Origin of the sequence: Streptomyces sp. NPDC004126 (genome assembly GCF_050275515.1) — a bacterium.
Lineage (GTDB): Bacteria > Actinomycetota > Actinomycetes > Streptomycetales > Streptomycetaceae > Streptomyces.
Genome location: NZ_JBNNPF010000001.1, coordinates 250,304 through 271,470, shown reverse-complemented (window position 1 = coordinate 271,470; position 21,167 = coordinate 250,304). Strand labels below are relative to the sequence as shown.

21 protein-coding genes are annotated in these 21,167 nt (G+C 74.5%); 9 read left to right on the top strand and 12 right to left on the bottom strand.

What is annotated here, in order from left to right:
* Positions 1–18 precede the first annotated feature (18 nt).
* Together ACQKM2_RS01235 and ACQKM2_RS01230 are read left to right on the top strand one after the other, a co-directional pair.
* The gene (locus tag ACQKM2_RS01235) at positions 19–1,536 is read left to right on the top strand and encodes an APC family permease (RefSeq protein ID WP_427705109.1); all 1,518 of its coding nucleotides are present in this window, start codon (positions 19–21) and stop codon (positions 1,534–1,536) included.
* An 11-nt stretch (positions 1,537–1,547) separates the two neighbouring features.
* Positions 1,548–1,970: a universal stress protein gene (locus ACQKM2_RS01230; RefSeq protein WP_385758849.1), complete on the top strand. Its 423-nt coding sequence runs from the start codon at positions 1,548–1,550 to the stop codon at positions 1,968–1,970.
* An 11-nt stretch (positions 1,971–1,981) separates the two neighbouring features.
* Here the strand turns inward: ACQKM2_RS01230 and ACQKM2_RS01225 are convergent, their stop codons facing one another.
* Complete coding sequence (locus ACQKM2_RS01225; RefSeq protein ID WP_427705106.1) at positions 1,982–3,604, bottom strand: FAD-dependent monooxygenase; 1,623 nt, start codon at positions 3,602–3,604, stop codon at positions 1,982–1,984.
* A 329-nt stretch (positions 3,605–3,933) separates the two neighbouring features.
* Between ACQKM2_RS01225 and ACQKM2_RS01220 the strand changes: the two genes are divergently transcribed.
* From ACQKM2_RS01220 to ACQKM2_RS01210, 3 genes are all read left to right on the top strand, one after another.
* The gene (locus ACQKM2_RS01220; protein WP_427705103.1) at positions 3,934–5,439 is read left to right on the top strand and encodes an FUSC family protein; all 1,506 of its coding nucleotides are present in this window, start codon (positions 3,934–3,936) and stop codon (positions 5,437–5,439) included.
* 224 nt (positions 5,440–5,663) lie between these two features.
* Complete coding sequence (locus ACQKM2_RS01215; protein WP_427705101.1) at positions 5,664–6,803, top strand: nitric oxide synthase oxygenase; 1,140 nt, start codon at positions 5,664–5,666, stop codon at positions 6,801–6,803.
* Positions 6,804–6,859: 56 nt separating this feature from the next.
* On the top strand, positions 6,860–7,927 hold the full coding sequence (locus ACQKM2_RS01210) for a lactonase family protein (RefSeq protein WP_427705098.1): 1,068 nt from the start codon (positions 6,860–6,862) through the stop codon (positions 7,925–7,927).
* 83 nt (positions 7,928–8,010) lie between these two features.
* Here the strand turns inward: ACQKM2_RS01210 and ACQKM2_RS01205 are convergent, their stop codons facing one another.
* The 3 genes from ACQKM2_RS01205 to ACQKM2_RS01195 form a co-directional block, all read right to left on the bottom strand.
* Complete coding sequence (locus ACQKM2_RS01205; protein WP_427705096.1) at positions 8,011–8,931, bottom strand: hypothetical protein; 921 nt, start codon at positions 8,929–8,931, stop codon at positions 8,011–8,013.
* A gap of 110 nt (positions 8,932–9,041) precedes the next feature.
* Positions 9,042–9,728, bottom strand: a complete 687-nt coding sequence (locus tag ACQKM2_RS01200; RefSeq protein ID WP_427705093.1) for a uracil-DNA glycosylase — start codon at positions 9,726–9,728, stop codon at positions 9,042–9,044.
* 49 nt (positions 9,729–9,777) lie between these two features.
* Entirely contained in the window at positions 9,778–10,866 is a 1,089-nt protein-coding gene (locus ACQKM2_RS01195; protein WP_427705090.1) for a WD40/YVTN/BNR-like repeat-containing protein, read from the bottom strand.
* Positions 10,867–11,084: 218 nt separating this feature from the next.
* Here ACQKM2_RS01195 and ACQKM2_RS01190 point away from each other — a divergent pair, with 218 nt between their 5' ends.
* Positions 11,085–12,185: an NADH:flavin oxidoreductase/NADH oxidase gene (locus tag ACQKM2_RS01190; RefSeq protein WP_427705087.1), complete on the top strand. Its 1,101-nt coding sequence runs from the start codon at positions 11,085–11,087 to the stop codon at positions 12,183–12,185.
* Positions 12,186–12,286: 101 nt separating this feature from the next.
* Positions 12,287–12,652: an ArsR/SmtB family transcription factor gene (locus ACQKM2_RS01185; protein ID WP_427705085.1), complete on the top strand. Its 366-nt coding sequence runs from the start codon at positions 12,287–12,289 to the stop codon at positions 12,650–12,652.
* On the opposite strand, the gene ACQKM2_RS01180 is transcribed toward ACQKM2_RS01185, so the two are convergent.
* The 3 genes from ACQKM2_RS01180 to ACQKM2_RS01170 are packed head-to-tail and all read right to left on the bottom strand — an operon-like array spanning position 12,649 to position 15,166.
* Entirely contained in the window at positions 12,649–13,065 is a 417-nt protein-coding gene (locus tag ACQKM2_RS01180) for a hypothetical protein (protein WP_427705082.1), read from the bottom strand. The genes ACQKM2_RS01185 and ACQKM2_RS01180 overlap by 4 nt on opposite strands.
* A 36-nt stretch (positions 13,066–13,101) precedes the next feature.
* The gene (locus ACQKM2_RS01175) at positions 13,102–14,457 is read right to left on the bottom strand and encodes an FAD-dependent oxidoreductase (RefSeq protein WP_427705079.1); all 1,356 of its coding nucleotides are present in this window, start codon (positions 14,455–14,457) and stop codon (positions 13,102–13,104) included.
* A gap of 52 nt (positions 14,458–14,509) precedes the next feature.
* On the bottom strand, positions 14,510–15,166 hold the full coding sequence (locus ACQKM2_RS01170; RefSeq protein ID WP_427705076.1) for a DUF305 domain-containing protein: 657 nt from the start codon (positions 15,164–15,166) through the stop codon (positions 14,510–14,512).
* 76 nt (positions 15,167–15,242) lie between these two features.
* Between ACQKM2_RS01170 and ACQKM2_RS01165 the strand changes: the two genes are divergently transcribed.
* A complete protein-coding gene (locus tag ACQKM2_RS01165) occupies positions 15,243–16,730 on the top strand; it encodes an LVIVD repeat-containing protein (RefSeq protein ID WP_427705074.1) in 1,488 nt (495 codons plus the stop codon).
* A 6-nt stretch (positions 16,731–16,736) separates the two neighbouring features.
* Here the strand turns inward: ACQKM2_RS01165 and ACQKM2_RS01160 are convergent, their stop codons facing one another.
* The 4 genes from ACQKM2_RS01160 to ACQKM2_RS01145 all read right to left on the bottom strand — a co-directional run bounded on the left by ACQKM2_RS01160 (position 16,737) and on the right by ACQKM2_RS01145 (position 19,690).
* On the bottom strand, positions 16,737–17,369 hold the full coding sequence (locus ACQKM2_RS01160) for a TetR/AcrR family transcriptional regulator (protein WP_427705072.1): 633 nt from the start codon (positions 17,367–17,369) through the stop codon (positions 16,737–16,739).
* 37 nt (positions 17,370–17,406) lie between these two features.
* Entirely contained in the window at positions 17,407–18,072 is a 666-nt protein-coding gene (locus ACQKM2_RS01155; RefSeq protein ID WP_427705070.1) for a phosphatase PAP2 family protein, read from the bottom strand.
* Between the two features lie 34 nt (positions 18,073–18,106).
* The gene (locus ACQKM2_RS01150; RefSeq protein ID WP_427705067.1) at positions 18,107–19,045 is read right to left on the bottom strand and encodes a M56 family metallopeptidase; all 939 of its coding nucleotides are present in this window, start codon (positions 19,043–19,045) and stop codon (positions 18,107–18,109) included.
* 102 nt (positions 19,046–19,147) lie between these two features.
* A complete protein-coding gene (locus tag ACQKM2_RS01145) occupies positions 19,148–19,690 on the bottom strand; it encodes a DUF5134 domain-containing protein (RefSeq protein ID WP_427705065.1) in 543 nt (180 codons plus the stop codon).
* A 146-nt stretch (positions 19,691–19,836) separates the two neighbouring features.
* Between ACQKM2_RS01145 and ACQKM2_RS01140 the strand changes: the two genes are divergently transcribed.
* On the top strand, positions 19,837–20,379 hold the full coding sequence (locus tag ACQKM2_RS01140; RefSeq protein WP_427705062.1) for a GNAT family N-acetyltransferase: 543 nt from the start codon (positions 19,837–19,839) through the stop codon (positions 20,377–20,379).
* Positions 20,380–20,393: 14 nt separating this feature from the next.
* On the opposite strand, the gene ACQKM2_RS01135 is transcribed toward ACQKM2_RS01140, so the two are convergent.
* Positions 20,394–21,086 carry a glycerophosphodiester phosphodiesterase gene (locus ACQKM2_RS01135; protein WP_427705059.1) on the bottom strand — a complete coding sequence of 231 codons (693 nt, stop codon included), beginning with the start codon at positions 21,084–21,086 and terminating at the stop codon, positions 20,394–20,396.
* Between the last annotated feature and the right edge of the window lie 81 nt (positions 21,087–21,167).

The window sequence follows — 21,167 nt, the reverse complement described above, 5'->3', positions numbered from 1 at the left end:
GTGCGTGACGATGCGTACATGAACGACGGCGACCGCGCCGAGGCGGGCAGCACGACCGGGGACGCCGGTTCCGAGGACCACCTCCAGGCCAACGCGATCGGCTTCCTCGACGCCCTCGTCATCGGCCTGAACTCCACCTCGCCGGCCTACTCCCTGGCCGCCGTCATCGGACCGATCGTGGCCCTGGCCGGCGTCTACGCCCCGGGCGTGATGCTGGCCTCGTTCGTGCCGATGCTCCTCATCGCCGCCGCCTTCTACTACCTCAACAAGGTCGACCAGGACTGCGGCACCACCTTCTCCTGGGTGACCCGGGCCATGGGCCCCTGGGCGGGCTGGCTCGGCGGCTGGGCCATCACCATGACCGGGGTCCTCGTCATCGGCTCCCTCGCCGACGTGGCCGTCCACTTCGGCCTGCTCGCCGCGGGCCTCGACGACTGGGCCGCCAACCAGGTCGTACGCCAGACCCTCACCGTGGTCGTCATCCTCGTGATGACGGCCGTCTGCGTCATCGGCACCGAACTCTCCGCCCACCTCCAGGACGTCCTGATCCTGGCCCAGGTCTTCTTCCTGCTGGTCTTCGCCGTCGTCGCCATGTACCGGGTGTACGCCGGCACCAGCACCCTCGACGAGATCCACCCCTCGCTGAGCTGGCTCAACCCCTTCGGGGCGGGCGGCGCCGCCCTCACCGGCGGACTCCTGCTCGGCGTGTTCATCTACTGGGGCTGGGAGTCGGCCGTGAACCTCACCGAGGAGGTCGAGGACTCCGCCACCGCCCCCGGCAAGGCGGGCATCTGGTCCACCCTGGTGCTGCTGGTCACCTACCTGTCCGTCGGCTTCGCCATCGTCGCCTACGCCGGGACCGAGTTCCTCGCGGAGAACGCCGGCGAGGAAGAGGCGATCTTCGCGGTCCTCGCCCACGAGGTGATGGGCGGCTGGGACTGGATGGTGCTCCTCGCCGTCTGCACCTCCGCCCTCGCCTCCACCCAGACGACGATCATCCCCGCCTCCCGCACCGCCCTGTCCATGGCCCGCCGGCACGCCCTGCCGCCGCGCCTCGCGCACATCCACCACCGGTTCCACACCCCGGAGGTGAGCACCTGGTGGGTGGCCGGCATCGCCATCGCCTGGTACCTCGTCGTCAACCAGATCAGCGAGAACGCCCTCCTGGACTCCCTCACCGCGCTCTCCCTGCTGATCGCGTTCTACTACGCGCTCACGGGCGTGGCCTGCGCCGTCTACTACCGCCGCCACCTGCTGGAGAACGCCCACAACTTCTTCCTCATCGGAGTGGGCCCGCTGGTCGGCGCCGGCCTGCTGGCGTGGCTGCTCGTGGAGTCCGTCGTCGACATGTCCGACCCCGGCAACTCGGCGGGCGGCGTCTCCTGGTTCGGCCTCGGCCCGCCGCTGGTCATCGGCATCGGCATCGCGGCCCTCGGCGTGGTCCTGATGTGCTTCTGGCGGGTCCGCGACGGCCGGTTCTGGCAGGAGCGCCGCGGGGTGGTCGACCCGGCCCTCGTGCGCGGCGGGAAGGGCTGAGGAGGCCGGACATGTCCGTGGTCCTGGGTTACGACGAGTCCCCCGGCGCCGAGCGCGCCCTGCGGGTGGCGCTGGAGGTGGCCACCGCCTTCGGGGAACCCCTGGTCCTGGTCTACGGGGCCGCCGCGCCCGGAGCCACCGGGGAGGAGTACCGCGCCCACCGCGAGGCCGTCCTGCAGGCCGGCCGCACCGCGCTCGCCCGGGCCGTCGAGGCCGCAGACGAGGCGGGCGTCCCCTCGACGGTGGAGGTGGTGGACGACAAGCCGGCCCAGGCCCTGCTCGCCGCCGCCGAACGCCACCACGCGCGGGTCATCATCGTCGGCAGCTGGGGCGACAGCCCGATCCGGGGCGCCCTGCTCGGCTCCACCCCGCACAAGCTGCTGCACCTCTCGCCCGTCCCGGTGCTGTGCGTGCCGACCGAGGACGGCCCCTGAACCGGCGGGACTCAGTTCCGGAACACCCCCGCCAGGTACGCGGCCAGGCCCTCCGCCGCCGGCGGGCAGAGCCGGGCCCCGAGGTAGCCGTCGGGCCGCACCACGAAGGCCGTCGGCCCCCGCACCCCGTACAGCCGGGCGAACTCGCCCCGCGCGTCGCGGTACACCGGCCACGCAGCCCCGGCGGGCGCGGTCCCGCCCTCGGAGAGGACCGCGTACGCCGTGAGCCGCCCCGCGGGCAACCCGTCCGCCAGCGCGGCGAGTGCGGGGACGTACGAGCCGGGTGCGCCGTCCGTGTGGAGCAGCAGCACGTGCTCGCGGTCCCTTAGCAGGTCGAACAGCCGCAGCGGGAACCGCGCGACCTCCCCCGTCAGCCCCCCGCAGTCCGGCGCCCGCTCACCGGGCCCCGGCCCGCGGTCCGCTCCGCCGTCCGCCGGCCGGACCACCGGGCTGCCGGGGTAGCCGACGAGCAGCTGCGCCTCCCGCAGCACGAAGGGCGCCGGGTCCGCCGGATCGGCGGAGAAGCCCCGGGTGGCGTGCCGGACCGTCCGCCCGACGACCTCCTCGCCGACCGGCCGGCGCTCGGCGTCGTAGCTCTCCAGGAGCCGGGGGTGCGCGCCCCCGGCGACCGCAAGGGACAGCTTCCAGCCCAGGTTCCAGGCGTCCTGGATGCCGGTGTTCATGCCCTGGGCGCCGGTGGGCGGATGGATGTGCGCCGCGTCCCCGGCGACGAAGACCCGCCCGTCGGAGTACCGGTCCACGATCCGGTGGCTGATCCGGAAGACCGAGGACCAGCGCAGGTCCGACGCGGTCACCGGCCGCGGCGACAGCCGGTCCAGGACGGCCTGCACGTGGGACAGGGCCGGGGCCCGGCCGCCCTCCAGCCCGTGCGCGGTGCCGTCCGGGGCGACCGACGGCGAGGACAGCTCCGGCGGCACCAGCATCGACATGCGGTACCGGCCGGGGCCCGGCAGCGGGACGCACACCAGCAGGTCGTCCGGCCTGCCGTCGGGTCCGAGGTGCGTGGACCGCACGCCGTAGCCGCGGGGGAGGTCCCAGTCCACCCGGACGTCCGCCAGCATGTACTCCTCCGCGAAGGCCCCGCCCCCGAAGGCCAGCCCGAGCCCCTTGCGGACCAGGCTGTGCGCCCCGTCGCACCCCACCAGGAACCGGGTGCGCAGCTCCTCCGCGCCCTCGGGGCCGGCGAGCCGGCAGGTCACCCCGCCCGCGTCCTGCGCGAAGGACACCAGCTCCGTGCCCCGCTCGATCCGGGTCCCGAACCGGGTCAGGAACCCCTCCAGGATCCGTTCCGTCTCGTACTGGGGGAGCGCGGCGAACCCGTACGGCACCTCGGGCGGCAGCACCATCTCCATCCGCTCCCGCCGGACGCCGTCGACGTACACCAGCTGCCCGTACATCGGGACCGCCGCCTCCAGGGCCTCCCGCACCAGGCCCATCCGGTCCCAGACCTCCAGCGTGCGCGGCTGGATGCCCACCGCCTTCGCGTACGGCAGCCGGGCCGGCAGCCGGTCCACGATCCGGCAGGCCACCCCGCGCCTGCGCAGCTCCGCCGCCGCGGTCAGGCCCACCGGGCCCGCACCCGCGACGAGGACGTCCGCCGCTTCGCCTCGCACCCCTCCATCGTGGGCTCGCGCGCCCCGCCGCGCGCGACGGGGAGCCCGGCGCCGGCCCGGCCGCGGACCGCCCGGTCCGTTGGCCTCCCGGTGGCCGGAAAAGGTGCTCCGGAGCTGTGCCAACGGTCCAGCGTGACGGACGTCGCTTGAGCCAATGCCCCTGCGGATGCTTATCTGTGTCATATCCATGTACTTTCGGCGCCGCGCAGCGCCGGACGGCAACGAGGCCGGTCCGGAGCGCGGTGCCTTCGCCGTGCCCGTGCGCCGCCCACCACCCCCGGGCGGATCCGGGCCGGCGCGCTTCACTCCGAGGGGGGCGGCACACCGCCATGAAGAGGATGTTCACGGCTCCGGATCCGGGGCGCTCCAGACTGCGGAACTCGCTCCGCGCCGTGATCGGCACCGGCCTCGCCGTCGCCGTCGCCGAACTGGCGGGGCTCTCGCTCACCGCCTCCATCACCGGCGGGCTCGCGGCACTGCTCGCGCTGTTCACCGTGCTCGACGCGGACGTCCGCGCCCAGCGGGCGACCACCGCCCTGCTGCCCGCCACCGGCTTCCCCGTCCTGGTGCTGGCCACCGGACTGCACGCGGTGCCGGCCGCCCGCGACGCGGCCTTCCTCGCCGTCGTCTTCGCCGGGGTCTACGCACGCCGCTGGGGGCCGCGCGGCCACGCCCTCGGCATCTTCGGCTTCATGATGTTCTTCGTCACCCAGTTCCTGCACGCCCGGCCCGCCCAGCTGCCCGAGCTGTTCGCCGCCGTCGCCCTGGCGCTCCTGTCGGCCGGGGCCGTGCGGTTCCTGCTCTGGCCCATCGAGCGCCGCACGCCGCCCGCCGCGCCGCCGCCGCCGCTGCCGGGCACCGGCCTGGCCCGGCCCACCACCCGCCAGGCCTTCCAGGCCACCGCCGCCTGCGCCTTCGCCCTCGCCGTCGGCCAGGTGCTGTCCGAGGACCGCTGGTACTGGGCCGTCGGCACCGCCTGGTGGATCTTCGTCAACACCGCCTCGCGCGGCGAGACCCTGGTCCGCGGCTTCCGACGGGTCCTGGGCACCGTCGTCGGCATCGCCGCCGGCCTGCTGATCGCCGTACCGCTGCACGGCGCGCCCGCGCCCACCGCCGCCCTCGTGGCGGTCTGCGTCTTCGGCATCTTCTACACGGCGGCGCCCTCGTACTCCTGGATGATGTTCTTCGTCACCGTCATGGCCGGGCTGCTCTACGGGCTCCTCGGCGTGCTGCACCCCGGGCTGCTGCTCCTGCGCTTCGAGGAGACCGCCGTCGGCGCCCTCGGCGCGGCCCTCGCCGTGGTGCTGATCCTCCCCGTGACCACCCACGGCGCCAACGACGCCTGGATCCAGCGCGCCCTGCACTGCGTCCGGGCCGCCACCGCGGCCTCCCTCGACCGGCTCGCCGGGGACCCCGCGGCCGACCCCGCCCCGCACGCCGCCGAGCTGGAACTCCTGCTGGTCCGCGCCCGCGTCGCCCTCGCGCCGCTCGTCCACCCGCTGAGCCCGCTGCGCGCCCGCAAGGCCCGAGCCCGGCAGGTCATGGCGCTGCTCGACGACTGCGCCCGCGAGGTGCGCGGGCTCGTGGCCGTAGCCGCCGACCCGCAGGCCTCCCACGACGCCCGGCTCGCCGCCGCCTGCTGGCGGGTGGAGGCGGCCGTCGAGGCGCTCACCGCCCCCGAGGGATCCCCGGAGCCGGCGGCGCCGCGCACCGCGGCCCGGGAGTCCGGCAGCGAACCGGCCCTGGCCCACCTGCACGGGCTGGAGGAGGCCCTCGTCGCCCTGGCCACCCCGCTGCGCACGGACCCCCGCGCCCCGCTGGTCATCACGGCCTGAACCGCTCCGGACCCTCCCGCTCCGCAACTATCCGGAATGCCGCGGATGATAGGCCCACGGAGTGCCTCGCCGCAGGCCGTTGCGCCGACATCACCCGGAGGGGTGTTCCGGGAGCTCCCTGCCCGCCGGGCTGACCTGCGCCGTGTACAACGGGTGATTGTTCATTGCACATTCATCCGGCATGTACAGGGTGGATCTGGTCGGACAGGGGGTAACCGCCCGGAATGGAAATTCTGCAGAAGCACTCGAGCGCCGCTCAGGTGTGGGAGGAAGCCGAGGAGTTCATCCGGCTCTTCCACCGGGAGAATCCGCAGGCCGGTGATCCGCGTGCCCGGCTCGCCGCCGTACGGGCCGAGCTCGCGGAGACCGGCACCTACCGGCACACCCCCGAGGAGCTGGTCCACGGCGCCCGCGTGGCCTGGCGCAACAGCAACCGCTGCATAGGCAGGCTCTACTGGAACTCCCTGCGGGTCCGCGACCGGCGCGGGCTGACCGACGCCGAGGACGTCGCCGCCGAGTGCTTCGAGCACCTGCGCGAGGCGACCAACGGCGGCCGGGTCCGGCCCACCATCACGGTCTTCGCCCCCGACACCCCGGACCGCCCGGGCCCGCTGATCTGGAGCGAGCAGCTGGTGCGCTACGCCGGCTACGGGGACCACCACTCCATCACGGTCGGCGACGCCCGCAACGCGCCGCTCACCGAGGCCCTGCTCGGGCTCGGCTGGTCCGGCGGCGCCGGCACCCCCTTCGACCTCCTCCCGCTGGTCGTGCAGGGCGTCGACGACAAGCCCCGCTGGTTCGACACCCCCGCCGACGCGGTGCTGGAGGTCCCGATCCGGCACCCCGACGGGCGCGACGACTGGAGCGACTGGGGGCTGCGCTGGCACGCCGTGCCCGCCATCTCCAACATGTGCCTGGAGGTCGGCGGCATCCACTACCCGGCCGCCCCGTTCAACGGCTGGTACATGGGCACGGAGATCGGCGCCCGCAACCTCGCCGACACCGACCGCTACAACCTCCTCCCGGCCGTCGCCCGCAGGCTCGGCCTGGACACCTCCAGCGAGCGCTCGCTGTGGAAGGACCGGGCGCTGGTCGAGCTCAACCGCGCGGTGCTGGACTCCTTCGACCGGGCCGGGGTCACCATCGCCGACCACCACACCGAGTCCCGGCGGTTCCTCTCGCACCTGGAGCGCGAGGAGCGCAAGGGCCGCGAGGTGGGCGCGGACTGGTCCTGGATCGTGCCGCCGATCTCCGGGGCCGCCACGCCCGTCTTCCACCGGACGTACGAGGACCGGCCGAGCTCCACGGCGTACGTCCACCACCCCGGCGCCCAGGAACGGGCCAGAGGGCGGGACTTGGTCTAGACCTTCTGTTACCGTCGGCTCCGGAGACGGATCCGGGACGGCGGAAAGAGGCACCAGTGGGCGGCGCGCACAGCACGGACCAGGGCGGCGGACACCGGGCCTACATCGGCTCGTTCACCTCGGGGGGCGGCCGCGGTGTCACCACCGCGGCCGTGGATCCGGCCACCGGAGCGCTGACCCCGCTCTCCTCCGCGGACTCCCTGGCCGACCCCTCGTACCTCACCCTCGACCGGAACTCCGGCGTGCTGTACGCGGTGAGCGAGACCGGCCGGGGAGCCGTCGGCGCCTTCCGCCCCACCGCCGCGGGGCTCGCCCCGCTGGGAGCCCCCGTCCCCGTCGACGGCTCGGGACCCACCCACCTCAGCCTGGCCGGACGCCGGCTGCTCACCGCCAACTACGGCTCCGGCAGCGTCAGCAGCCTGCCGCTCGCCCCCGACGGCAGCGTCGCCGGCCCGGCCGCCGTCCTCACCCACAGCGGCTCCGGCCCCGACCCCGAACGGCAGGCGGGCCCGCACGCCCACCAGGTGCTCCCCGACCCCGCCGGCCGCTGGCTGCTCACCGTGGACCTCGGCGGCGACGCCGTACGCGTCCTCGCGCTCGACCCGGACACCGGAGCGCCCCGGGAGCACGCCAAGACCGTCCTGCGCGCCGGGACCGGGCCGCGCCACCTCGCCTTCCACCCGGCGGGCGGGCTGGTCTACGTACTCCACGAGCTGGAGCCGCTGCTGACCGTCTGCCGCTGGAACGCGGCCGCCGGGCACCTCGAACCCGTCGGGGAGGTCCCCGTCGCCCCCGGGACCGCTCCGGGCGGCGCACGGGCCTACCCCTCGGCGGTCACGGTCTCGCCCGACGGCCGCTTCCTGTGGGCCGCCGTCCGCGGGGCCGACACCCTGGTGACCTTCTCCCTCGCCGACGGCCCCGAGGAGCCGCGGCCGGCCGGGACCACCGGATGCGGCGGCCACTGGCCGCGCGACCTGGCCGCCGACCCCTCCGGCCGCCGCCTCTACGCGGCCAACGAGCGCTCCGGGGACGTCACCTGGTTCGACGTGGACCCGCTGACCGGCCGCCCGAGCCGGGCCGGATCGCTGGCCGTCCCCGCGGCCTCCTGCGTGGTCTTCGGCTAGCCGGCCCGGCGCCCCCAGGCGCGGCGAAGGGCCCGTCCCGGAACGGATTCCGGGCGGGCCCTTCGCCACAGGTGCGGGCGGTCCTACTGCGCGGCGGCGCCGAGCTGGATGCCGAGGGCGGCGCTGAACTGCGCCACGGCCAGCTTGCCGAGCGCCGGGTAGGCCCCGAGCACCTCGGCGGCCGAGCAGTCGGCCTCCTTGCAGGCGGTGTCCAGCAGGCCGTCGGCCGCCTCCGGGCCGATCAGGTACGGGGCCAGCGCCAGCTGGACCGAACCGGCACCGCGCAGCTCGGCGGCGACGGCCGCCACCGAGCCCTCCTGGTCCAGGGCGGCGGCGATGACCGGCACCGCGAGGCGGGCGGCCAGCAGCATGCCGGTGATCCCGGCCGCCTGGACGGCCTCCTCGCCGCCGGTGGTGGCGAGGATGATGCCGTCGGCGGCGGTGGCCACGGTGAACAGCCGGGCCCGGTCGGCGCGGGCCAGGCCGGCCTCCGAGAGCCGGACGTGCAGGCCCTCGGCGAGCAGCGGGTGCGGGCCGAGCACGTCGGCCAGCTCGGCGGCGGCCGAGGAGTCCATCAGCGCCTGGCGCATCCGGCGCAGCAGGTCCGCGTCGGGACCGGCCAGCAGGGGCACGACCACGGCGTCGGGGCCGGTCGGCGCGGGCACCTCCAGACCGGCGGCGCGGGCGAACTCCGCGCGCGCGGTCCGCTCGTGCGCGACGGCGTTCAGGACGCCGGACAGCGAGGGGAACTCGCTCTCCTCGCCGTCCTCGCCTTCGAGGTAGCCGATCCGGGCGTCCAGGCCCGGCAGCTCGGAGCGACCGATGCTGATGACCTCTTCGGCCAGCCCCCGCGAGGCGGCCGAGGGGGCACCGGGCACGGCGAGCACCAGCGCGGGCGCGCCCTCGGGCGCCACCGCGGGCTCGGGCCGGCGGTGCCGTCCGGTCTGGCGGGGTCGCGGCATTCGTACGGGCAGGCCGTTTGCGGGCCCAGTGGGGGAGCTCATGGCGCCGCATGCTACTGGTTTATCGGAACCACGTGTTCGGGCAGGGCCTGCTCGGGCGGCATCTGTCCGTATTTATCCATTGAATGTCGTAGTTCAATGTCATATACGGTTCAACTGACGGCCGGCAGGCGCCAGTCGACGGGCTCCGCTCCCTGCCCGGCCAGCAGCTCGTTGGTCCGGCTGAACGGCCGGGATCCGAAGAAGCCCCGGTCGGCCGACATGGGGGAGGGGTGGACCGACTCCACGGCCGGCAGGCTGCCCAGCAGGGGCCGCAGCCGGCGGGCGTCGCTGCCCCACAGGATGGAGACCAGCGGCTTCCCGCGCGCGGCCAGCGCCCGGATCGCCTGCTCGGTGACCGCCTCCCAGCCCTTGCCGCGGTGCGCGTTCGGCTTGCGGGGGGCGGTGGTGAGCGAGCGGTTCAGCAGCAGGACGCCCTGCCGGGTCCACGGGGTCAGGTCGCCGTTGAGGGGCTTGCCCGTACCGATGTCGGCGTGCATCTCGCGGAAGATGTTGTCGAGGCTGGGCGGCCACGGGCTCACCTCGGGCGCGACCGAGAAGGACAGCCCCATGGCGTGCCCGGGGGTCGGGTAGGGGTCCTGCCCGACGATCAGTACCTTCACCTCGTCGAAGGGCTGCTGGAACGCGCGCAGCACGTTCGCCCCTGCCGGGACGTACGTTCTGCCTGCCGCGATCTCGGCGCGCAGGAAGTCGCCCATGGCGGCGATCTGCCCCGCCACCGGCTCCAGAGCACGGGCCCAGCCCGGCTCGACGATCTCGTTCAACGGTCGTGCTGCCATGGGTGATCACTCTACTGGCCCACACCGACAGCCGGTCCCGCCCGAGGCCTCAGGGCAGCACGGCCGCCCGTACGCAGAGCACGTCCGGCAGGTGGTCGGCGAGCAGCTGCCAGCTGTCGCCGTCGTCGTGGCTGGCGTACAGCTCGCCGTTGCGGTTGCCGAAGTAGACCCCCGCGGGGTCGGCGTCGTCGGTGCACAGGGCGTCGCGCAGGACGGTGCCGTAGTGGTCGCCGGCCGGCAGCCCCTTGGAGAGGGGCTCCCAGGTGGCGCCCGCGTCCCGGGTGCGGAAGACCCGGCAGCGGTGTTCCGCCGGGACCCGGTCGGAGTCGGCGTTCAGCGGGAAGACGTACGCGGTGTCCGGGCGGTGCGGGTGGGCGGCCACCGCGAAGCCGAAGTCGGAGGGCAGGCCGGAGCCGATGTCGGTCCACGCGGCGCCCGCGTCGTCGCTGCGGTAGACCCCCCAGTGGTTCTGGAGGTAGAGCCGGGAGGGGTCCCCGGCGTCCTGGGCGATCTTGTGGACGCACTGGCCGAACTCCGGGTCCGGGTCGGGCAGGAACACGGCCGAGACCCCGTGGTTGGACGGTGTCCAGCTCGCCCCGCCGTCCCGGGTGCGGAACACCCCGGCGGTGGAGACCGCCACCGTCACGGCGTCCGCGTCCGCCCGGTAGGTGATCACCGTGTGCAGGCCCTCGCCGCCGCCGCCCGGCACCCACTCCGAGCGGGTCGGGTGCTCCCACAGCGGCCGGACCAGCTCGAAGGACTCGCCCCGGTCGGTGGAGCGGAAGAGCGCGGCGGGCTCCGTCCCGGCGTAGACCACGTCCGGGGCCTCCGGGCCGGCCGGGTGCAGCTGCCAGACCCGTTCCAGCGAGGCGCCGGTGTCCTTGGGGAACTTCACGGCGGGCGCGGCGGGCTCCTGCCAGGTCGCGCCCAGGTCGTCCGAGCTGAAGACGGACGGCCCCCAGTGCGAGCTGTCCCCGCCGACCAGCAGCCGGGGCCGCGGCCCCCGGGTGTCGACGGCCACCGCCGAGACGGCCTGGGCGTTGAAGTGCGGTCCGTCGAACGCCCAGGGCCCCTCGCCCCGGCGGCGGCCGATGAACAGGCCCTTGCGGGTCCCGGCGAGCAGTACCACGTCGGTCATGGCCGACACCTCCGGACGTCGTTGTCCTTCACGGCAGCTTTCCAGCCAGTCTGCACCCGGCCGCCGACGGCAGCCGGGCAGGCCGGGCCGCCGAAGGTCCGTTCGACCCTTCCGCGTCGTTGTACGAAGGGGCTCGTACTACGGGAGATTTCGTAGTACGGTGACTTTCGTACTTAGCGCCGACCCCGGTGCGCGTCCGGTCACGTATGGAGAGCCCCATGAGTGCTGCACCCGCTGCCTTCGCCGCCCTGTTCCAGCCCTACACCCTGCGTTCGGTCACCATCCCGAACCGCGTCTGGATGGCCCCGATGTGCCAGTACAGCGCCGAGGCCTTCGGTCCGAACGCGGGAGTGGCCCTGGACTGGCACTTCGCGCACTACGCGGCCCGCGCCACCGGTGGCACCGGCCTGATCATCCAGGAGGCCACCGCCGTGGCGCCGGAGGGCCGCATCAGTCCCTACGACCTCGGCATCTGGAACGACACCCAGGTCGAGGCCCTCCGCCGGATCACCGCCTTCGTCAAGTCCCAGGGCTCCGTCCCCGGCATCCAGATCGCCCACGCCGGCCGCAAGGCCTCCACCGAGCGCACCTGGAAGGGCGGCCGCCCCGTCGGCCCCGAGGGCCACGGCTGGCAGCCGGTCGCCCCGAGCGCCGTACCGTTCGACGAGGGGCACCAGGTGCCCCACGAGCTCACCGCCGAGGAGATCCACGAGATCACCGCCCGGTTCGCGGCCGCCGCGGGGCGCGCCCTCGACGCCGGCTACGAGGTCCTGGAGGTCCACGGCGCCCACGGCTACCTCATCGGCGAGTTCCTCTCCCCGCACAGCAACCGGCGCACCGACGAGTACGGCGGCTCCTTCGAGAACCGCACCCGCCTCGCCCTCGAAGTCGTCGACGCCGTACGGGCGGTGTGGCCCGAGGAGCTGCCCCTGTTCTTCCGGATCTCCGCCACCGACTGGCTGGAGGAGAACGGCTGGACCGCCGACGAGACCGTCCGGCTGGCCCGGCTGCTCCAGGAGCACGGCGTGGACCTCCTCGACGTCTCCACCGGCGGCCTCGCCCCGCACGTGAAGATCCCGCTCGGCCCCGGCTACCAGGTGCCCTTCGCCGCCCGGGTCAAGGCCGAGACCACCCTCCCGGTCGCCGCCGTCGGCCTGATCACCGAGCCGGAGCACGCCGAGAAGATCCTCGCCAACGGCGAGGCGGACGCCGTCCTCCTCGGCCGCGAGCTGCTGCGCGACCCCTACTGGGCCCGCCGCGCGGCCGTCGAGCTGGGCGCGGAGATCCCCACGCCGGACCAGTACCACCGCAGCTGGTGAGCCCGGTGCGGCGCCGGCCGGCAGGCGCCGCACCCGCCCCCTTCCTACGACGTTTCTCGTACGATGGGATCCGCAGCCGAGCCGAACGAGTGGAGCAGGACATGACGGAACGCGACACGGCCCGCGCCCTCGCCCACCCCGAGCCGCGCGAGATCCGGCTGGAGGGCGTCCTGCACGCCCTCTCCGACCCGATGCGGCTGTCCATCGTCCGCGAACTCGCCTCCACGGACGCCGAACTGGCCTGCTCCGACTTCGTCCTGCCGGTCACCAAGTCCACGACCACCCACCACTTCCGCGTGCTGCGCGAGAGCGGCGTCGTACGCCAGACCTACCGCGGCACGGCCAAGATGAACGGCCTGCGCCGCGAGGACCTCCAGAGCCGCTTCCCGGGCCTCCTGGACAGCATCCTGACGGCCGCCACGGCCGAGGAGGACCGGGCCGGGGACGGTTCCGCCGAGGCCTCCTAGGGGGTCGCGTCCAACTGGTGGAGCCCGGTCCCCTCCGGCCCGTAGACGTTCATCCGGTACCCGCGCCCCAGCGGGGCCCCCTCCTCGGCCGCCAGGTACGCCGGGATCGACGCCGCCTGCTTGTCGAAGATCCGGGCCTCCAGGCTCGGGTTGCGGGTCCAGACGATCAGTAGCGGTACGCCGTCGGGCGTGGCCTCCTGCCGGATCCCGGACACGTCCGGGTCCCCGCCCGCCGCGCGGTACCGCTCGGCCACCGCGGCGGCCTCAGGCGGGGCCGCCGCCGTGGTGGACTTCGGACCCGGCGGAGAGGGTGCGGGAGCCGCACGCTCCTCCTGCGCGCAGCCCGCCGCGAGCACCCCGCAGGCGAGTGCCCCCAGTGCCGCGCGGACGCCCCGGCGTAACGAACTCCCCATGCCCAACTCCCTTGACCGGCAACGGAACCGGTCACCCTACGGGAGGCCCGCCGCCGCGCGCAGGCCCGCCCAGTCGGGGATCTTCACCGAGCGGCGGCCCAGGGAGCGCCCCAGGGCCTCCTCGGCCGCCTCGATGGACAGCCAGCCCGGCCACTCCACCGGGTGCAGGCCCGCCGCCCGCAGGGCGTCCAGCGGGTCGCCGGGGAGGTCGCGCCGGGCCAGCGCGCCCGCGTCCTGGAGCAGCGAGGACACCGTCTCCTTGGCGCACGGCCGGTTGGTGCCGATCACCCCGGTCGGGCCGCGCTTGATCCAGCCCGCCACGTACTCGCCCACCGAGGCCCGGCCGTCGCGCACCACCCGGCCCGCCGCGTGCGGCACGGTCCCGGTGGCCGCGTCGAAGGGCAGCCCGGGCAGCGGCACGCCCAGGTAGCCCACCGAGCGCAGCACCAGCTCGGCCTCGACGTCCTCGTACGCGCCCGTCCCGGTCACCCCGCCCCGGCCGTCCGGGGCCGTCCGCTCGAAGCGGAGCCCGCGGACCCGGCCGTCGGGCCCGCCCAGCAGCTCCACCGGCCGCAGGTAGAAGCGCAGCCGGATGTCCCGGGCCGCCGCCGCGTCACCGGGGGACCCGGACCAGCCGTGCAGCACGTCCAGGTTGCGCCGGACCGCCGCGGGCAGCGCCGCCGCCGCGCCCTGGCCGTCGTACGCCGGGTCGAGGGCCAGCTCGGCGGGGTCCACCCGGGTGCCGACCCCGGGCAGCGTGCCCAGTTCGCGCAGCTCCTTGGTGGTGAACTTGGCCTGGGAGGGGCCGCGCCGGGCCACCATCGACACCGTCCGCACCCCGCTGTCCGCCAGCACGCCCAGCGCGGGCTGGGGCATGTCGGTCGGCTCCAGCTCGGGCACGCCCCGGGCCAGGATCCGCGTCACGTCCACCGCCACGTTGCCCGCGCCGACCACCACGGCCGAGCGGACCCCGCCCAGGTCGAAGGGGCCGGCGTCCGGGTGGCCGCTGTACCAGGACACGAAGGCCGTCGCGGAGTGCACCCCGGCCAGGTCCTCGCCGGGGATGCCGAGCATCCGGTCGCGGGCGGCGCCCACGCAGTACACCACCGCGTGGTACAGCTCCAGCAGCCGCGCGGTCGGCAGGCCCCCGCCGCCGACCTCCACGTCGCCGAGGAAGCGGATCCGCTCGTCCTCCAGGACCGACCGCAGGTTTCCGGTCAGCGATTTGATCTTCTCGTGGTCGGGGGCCACCCCGTACCGGACGAGGCCGTAGGGGGCCGGGAGCCGGTCCAGCACGTCCACCCGTACGCCCGGCACTTCCCGCTGCTGGACCAGCGTCTGGGCGGCGTAGACCCCGCTGGGGCCCGAACCGACGACGGCGACACGAAGCACGGCGGTACTCCTCCCGCAGGTGCTCCCAGGATGCCACCGGCCCCCGGACCCGTCAGCCCAACGCGCGCATCCGTTCGATCTCGGCGCTCTGGGTGGCCACGACCTCGTTCGCCATCTCCTCCACGGCGACGTTGTTGCCCTGGGCGAGGGCCTCCCCGGCCATCTTCAGCGCCCCCTGGTGGTGGGCGGTCATCAGCCGCAGGAACAGCCGGTCGAAGTCGGTCCCCCGGGCGGCGGTCAGCTCCGCCAGCTGCTGTTCGGTCGCCATGCCGGGCATCGCGGCGTGGTCGTGGCCGCCGGAGTCGCCGCCCGGCGCCGGGTACCGGGAGAGCCACTTCTCCATGGCGCCGATCTCGGGCCCCTGCGCTGCGGAGATCCGCTCCGCGAGCCGTTTCACCCCGTCCGCCGAGGCCCGGCCGGGGGCGAGGGCGCTCATCGCGAGGGCCTGCCGGTGGTGCTCGACCATGTGCCGCACGTACGCGTGGTCGGCCGCGTTGGGGCTGTCGTCGGGGCGTTCCCTCGCGGCCTGTTCGGGGGTGAGGGTGCGGGCCGGGCCGCCCGGTTTCCCGGGGGCGACGACCACCGGGGAGCCGTCGCGCGCCGCCCGGGAGCCCGCGTCGTCGTCCTGGCAGCCGGTGAGGGCGAGGAGGAGGCCGGCGGTCATCGCCGCCCCCAGGAATCGGCCGAGTAATGCGTTTGCCATGTCCATGAAAAGCAAGATACTGCCGGGGTCCAGGTTCCGTTCCCAGGAGGAGCGAAACGTACGGGCCCCCACGGGAGGCACAGTGACCTCGCACCGCAGCGTCAGAGTGCGCCACCGGAGTCTGGGGGCGGCGCTGGCCGCCGCCGGACTCCTCACCACGCTCCTGGCCACCGCCGGACCGGCGGCCGCCACCCCCGACCCGGGCGACCTGACCCCGGGTCCCGGATCCCGGCAGAACGCCGCCCCCGCTCAGGACCGCGAACTCGCCCCCGGGGAGATCCCCGGCAAGGACGAGATCGTGCACAGCGCCAACATCAAACCCCTGGCCAACATCCCCAGCGCCAACCCGGCCGGGATCAACTCCGACCTGGCGTTCCAGGGCGACTACGCCTACGCCGGCAACTACGACGGCTTCACCATCTACGACATCGCCAATCCCAAGTCGCCCAAGGTCGTCACCCAGGTCCTGTGCCCGGGCGGGCAGAACGACATCTCCGTCTCCGGCGACCTGCTCTTCCTCTCCACCGACTCCTCCCGCAGCGACGACTCCTGCAACAGCGTCTCGCAGCCCGCGACGGAGAAGTCCTCGTGGGAGGGCATCAAGATCTTCGACATCAAGGACAAGAAGAACCCGAAGTACATCAAGTCCGTCGAGACCGCCTGCGGGTCCCACACCCACACCCTGGTGCCCGGCGGCCGGGACATCTACCTCTACGTCTCCTCGTACTCGCCCAACGAGGCCTTCCCGGACTGCAAGCCGCCGCACGACGGCATCTCGGTGGTGAAGGTCCCGAAGAAGGCCCCGACCCAGGCCGCCGTCGTCGGCTTCCCGGTGCTCTTCCCGGACGGCGGCAACCCGGGCGCGCCGGCCAACCCCGGCGTCTCCAAGACCACCGGCTGCCACGACATCACCGTGCTGCCGTCCAAGAACCTGGCCGCGGGCGCCTGCATGGGCGACGGCATCCTCTTCGACATCAGCAGGCCGGAGCAGCCGAAGGTCATCGACCGCGTCCAGGACAACGTCAACTTCGCGTTCTGGCACTCGGCGACCTTCAACGAGCGGGCGAACAAGGTGGTGTTCACCGACGAACTCGGCGGCGGTGGCGGAGCCACCTGCAACGAGGCCACCGGCCCCAACCGGGGCGCCGACGGGATCTACGACATCACCGGCCGGGGCGACCAGCGCAAACTGGTCTTCAAGGGCTACTTCAAGATCCCGCGTCACCAGGCCGACACCGAGAACTGCGTCGCCCACAACGGCTCGCTGATCCCGGTCGGCGGCGGCCGCGACATCATGGTCCAGGCCTGGTACCAGGGCGGCGTCTCGGTCTGGGACTTCACCGACTCCGCGGCCCCCAAGGAGATCGGCTACTTCGAGCGCGGCCCGCTGACCACCGACCAGCTGGGACTCGGCGGCTCGTGGTCCGCGTACTACTACAACGGGCACATCTACTCGAACGACATCGTCAAGGGCCTCGACGTGCTGAGGCTCGACGACTGGCGCACCGAGAGCGCCAAGTGGGTGCGGCTGGACCGGCTCAACGTGCAGAGCCAGCCCGAATACCACTGACGGCCGTCACCCCGCACCAGGAGGAAACGTTCCGCCGGGCGGCCCCCCGTCCGGCGGGACACCCAGCTCCCAGTCCAGCCCGTACCGCTGGAACAGCTCCGCCCGCAGCCGGGACGCGGGCATGGGCGCCCCCGGCAGCAGCACCGCGACCACCGCCCCCATCAGCAGCGCCCGCAGCAGCGGGTAGTCGGTGTCCACGTCCGCCGAGCCGTACGCGGCGACGGCCCCCCGCAGCAGCTCCGCCAGGCGCTGCTGCTCCGGACACCGGATGAACCCCTCCGCCTGGAGGATGCCCGCCATGTGCGTGCGCATCAGCCGGGGCTGGTCCCGGGCCAGCCCCAGGACCGCGTCGATCGCCCGCGCCAGCAGCTCCCGCCCGTCGTCGGTCCGGGGCTCGCGCTCCAGGGCGGCCTCCAGCGTCAGGTGCATCAGCCGGTGCACGGCGGACTGCAGCAGCTGGCGCTTGCCGGGGAAGTAGTACGAGACCAGGCCGCGCGCCGCGCCCGCCCGGTCGGCGATGTCGCCGAGCTTCGTCGCCTCGTACCCGCGCTCGGCCACCAGTTCGACCGTAGCCTGCAGCAGCCGCTCCCGGGAACGTCTGCGCAATTCTTCATTGACCGACGGGCTGCGCGGGACCATGCTTACTCCTGCGTTGACTGGCTCCGAGCCAATATACTCAGCGCGCGGGACCGTCTGCTCGGGGCGACGCGGGGGATCGCCCCGGGCAGGCATACCGGAACGCCGCGAGCGACACCACGGCCACGCCCAGGAGCCAGCCCGCGAGCACGTCCGAGAACCAGTGGACGCCCAGGTAGAGCCGGGTGAAGCCGACCCCGGCCACCGAGAGCGCCGCCACCGTCCAGGCGGCGGCCGCCACGCCCTTCGGCGCCTTCGCGGGCAGCAGCCACAGCAGCAGCCCGCACACCACCGTGGCCGTCATCGCGTGGCCCGAGGGGTACGCCGCGAAGTGGGCCGTCGCGACCGGATCCGGCCATTGCGGGCGGGCCCGGCCGGTCAGCGCCTTCAGCCCCTGCTGCACCGCCGCGGCCGCCAGCACCGCCGCCCCGACCCGTACCGCCCGCGAGCGGTCCCCGCGCCGCCAGAGCCACAGGCAGGCCAGGGCGGCCAGGGCGCGCATCGTCCACGGGTCCCAGACCCAGTCCGAGAGGACCCGCACGAGGTGGGTGACCCCGCGATGGGTGACGGCGTAGGCGTGCAGGTCCCGCGCGAGCCGGTCGTCGTACGAGATCAAGGGCGGCCATCCCGCCACCACGAGCACGGTCAGCACGGCCGCGAGCAGCGCGCAGCCCACCCCGGCCCTCGAAAGCCACGTGTTCCGCATGCCCTTGATCCTGTCAGCAGGCGGGACGCGCGTTTCAGGCCAGCGCGCTCAGCCCCGGCACGAAGGCCACCAGCAGCGGAACCGCCGGAACCAGCGCGGCCAGCGCCGCCAGCCTCAGCCGCCGCGCCGGCGACAGGCGCGGCGGGGCCGACAGCAGCCGCCGCACCCGCTGCGGGACGTGCGCCTCCTCCGGCCCGCACGGGCCGAACACGCCCCGGTCCTCGTTCAGTCCGACCAGGGCCAGGGCGACGGTCAGCCGCCCGTAGCGCCGCGAGGCCACGTCGTCGGCCGCCAGCTCCACCAGCCGGTGCATCTCCGCCTCGAACGCCGCGAACACCGGCACCTGCGGGAACCCCTGGGCCAGCGCCCGCGAGCAGTGCAGCAGCCAGTCGTGCCGGGCCGCCACGTGACCCTGCTCGTGCGCGAGCACCGCGTCCAGCTGGCTGCCCTTGAGCCGGACCAGCGCCGCCGTGGTCACCACCAGCCGCGGCGCCGCCCCGGGCTGCCACCAGGCCTCCGGACGCGGACCCTCCAGCACCACCAGGCGCGCCGCGGACGGATCCTCGCCGGGCAGCAGCGGGGCCCGGACCAGGAGTTCGGCCCCCCGGGCGCGCCGCCGGGCCCGCGCCCGCAGCACCTCCCGCGCCAGCATCGCCCCGGTCCACAGCCCCCCGCAGGCCAGCGCCAGCGCCGTACCCGCGGCCCAGGCGCCGCCCTCCGCGCCCAGCGCGTACGCGTCGACCACCCCGTGCGGGGCCGCGGCGAACAGCCGGCCCCGCACCGCCTGCCAGGCCGCGGCCGAGCTCAGCAGCATCGACAGCCCCAGGCACAGCAGGGTCGCGGCCACCACGCACTGCCACACCCACAGCGCGACCACCGGTTCGCGTTCGGGCCACTGGGCCCGGGCCAGCAGGCGGGGCGCGAGCACCGCGGTCAGTGCGCCGAGCAGCAGGAGAGCGGCGGGGACCATCATGTCCGCCAGCCTATGAGCGCGGCCCCGCCCACCGGTACGGGCTCGGGGCATTGGTGACGCAGGACACGTCACCCCCGCGCCCCGACACCCGTACCAGGGGCCTCACATGGCCAGCAGCATCGCCAACATCCCCGTCCCCATGGCCAGTCGGCAGGCCCGCGTCAGCTCCCCGGCCCCGCCCGGCAGCCCGGCCGGGCCCCCAGCGGGGACAGGCGTCACCGGCTGACCCGCACCGCCCGCCGTCACCAGCCGGGCCCCGCCCAGCAGCACGTACCCGGCGTAGTAGAGGAGCAGCGCCCCCGTCACCACGGGCAGCCCCGCCCGGCCGTGCCCGTGCCCGGCGGTCATGGCCAGGGCCATGTACGCCATCGCCAGCGAACCCACCAGGTGGTGCGCGTGGTGCACCCCGTCGCGCAGCAGCCACAGCGCGTGCAGCGCCGCCCCGCAGAAGACGGCCAGCAGGACCGACGGGCCCCACGGGCCGGTGTCCGCCGGCAGGGCCATCGCCGCCATCCCGAAGCCCATCACCGCCTCGCCGGCGGCGGCCCCGCGGGTGCGCCGGTCCGCTCTGCGCGCCCGCAGCAGGCAGTACCCGCCGCTCACCGCGCACAGCGCCACGAGCATCCAGGCCAGGGTGAGGGGCATCGCGGATCCGTGCACGGCGGAACCTCCCGGTTCGTCGGCGTCAGCAGAAGGGATTCCCTGCTCACGCCGCCCTCACGCCGCGCCGGGATAGGCTCTGCTTGCCGTACCAGGCATGTCATATGCCGCCGCGATGAACGGAGCCCCCGATGCCGACCGCCCAGCCCGCCGCCGCCCTCAGCTTCCGCAGCGCCGTGGAGGCGGACGTACCGGACCTGGTGGCCCTCGTCGAGTCGGCCTACCGCGGCGACGCCAGCCGGGCCGGCTGGACCACGGAGGCCGACTTCCTGGACGGGCAGCGCACCGACCCGGAGGGCGTGGGCGCGATCATCGCCGACCCGGACGGCATCCTGCTGGTGGTCGAGCGCGCGGGCGAGCTCGTCGCCTGCTGCCAGCTCGAACACCGCGGGGACCACGCCTACTTCGGCATGTTCGCCGTGCGCCCCGGGCTCCAGGGCGCCGGCCTCGGCAAGGAGGTCCTGGCGGAGGCCGAGCGCCGGGCCCGCGAGACCTGGGGCGCCGAGCAGATGCGGATGACCGTGGTCAACGTCCGGGAGGAGCTCATCGCCTACTACGTGCGCCGCGGCTACGAGCGCACGGGCGAGCTGAGCCCCTTCCCCTACGGCGACGAGCGCTTCGGCGTGCCGCTCCGCGAGGACCTGGCCTTCGAGCTGCTGGTCAAGGCGCTGTAGGCGCTGCAGTACGCCTATGCGGTGAAGCGGCCGGTGCTGCGGATCTCCGGGAAGTCGGTGGCCGCGCCGTCCAGTTGCAGGGCCCGCGCGAGCCGCAGCCGGTCCAGCGTGTTGACCGTCCGGCCCGTCACCCGCAGCCCCGCCGCGTGGGCCGCCTCCACCGTCTCCAGGGTGAGCCGGCGGATGTCCAGGGCGACGGTGCGGGCGCCCGCCGCCAGCGCCAGGTCCACGAGGTCCTCGGCGGCCGCGCCGGGCCGCTCGGGGTGCAGGGCCGTCCGGACGCCGGGGGCCTGCCGGGCGACCGCCGCGAGCACCTCGCCGTCCCCGGAGGCCACCTCCACCCGGGCGGCCAGGTCGCGGCGCACGATCAGCTCCGCGAGCGCGGTGGCCGCCGCGCGGTCCTGCACCGACACCTGGAGCGGGACCCGGACCGCGTCCAGGACCTCCTCCAGGACCGGGACGCGCTCGCCCTGGCCGGCGTCCAGTCCGCGCAGCTCGGCGAGGGTCAGGTCGGCGACGGCGCCCGTACCGTCGGTGGTGCGGTCGACCTCGGCGTCGTGCAGTACGACCAGGGCGCCGTCCTTGCTGAGGCGCACGTCCAGCGCGATGACGTCCATCCCGCAGCGTTCCGCGCGGACGAACGAGCGCAGGGTGTTCTCCGGCTCGACACCCATGACCCCGCGGTGACCGATGGTGAGGAAAGTCAAGGTTCTCTCGCTTCCGTCGAGGGCGGCTCCCCGCGCGGTCGCGGTGTCCCGACCGGCCGCGCGCGGTGAGGACGCATGCTA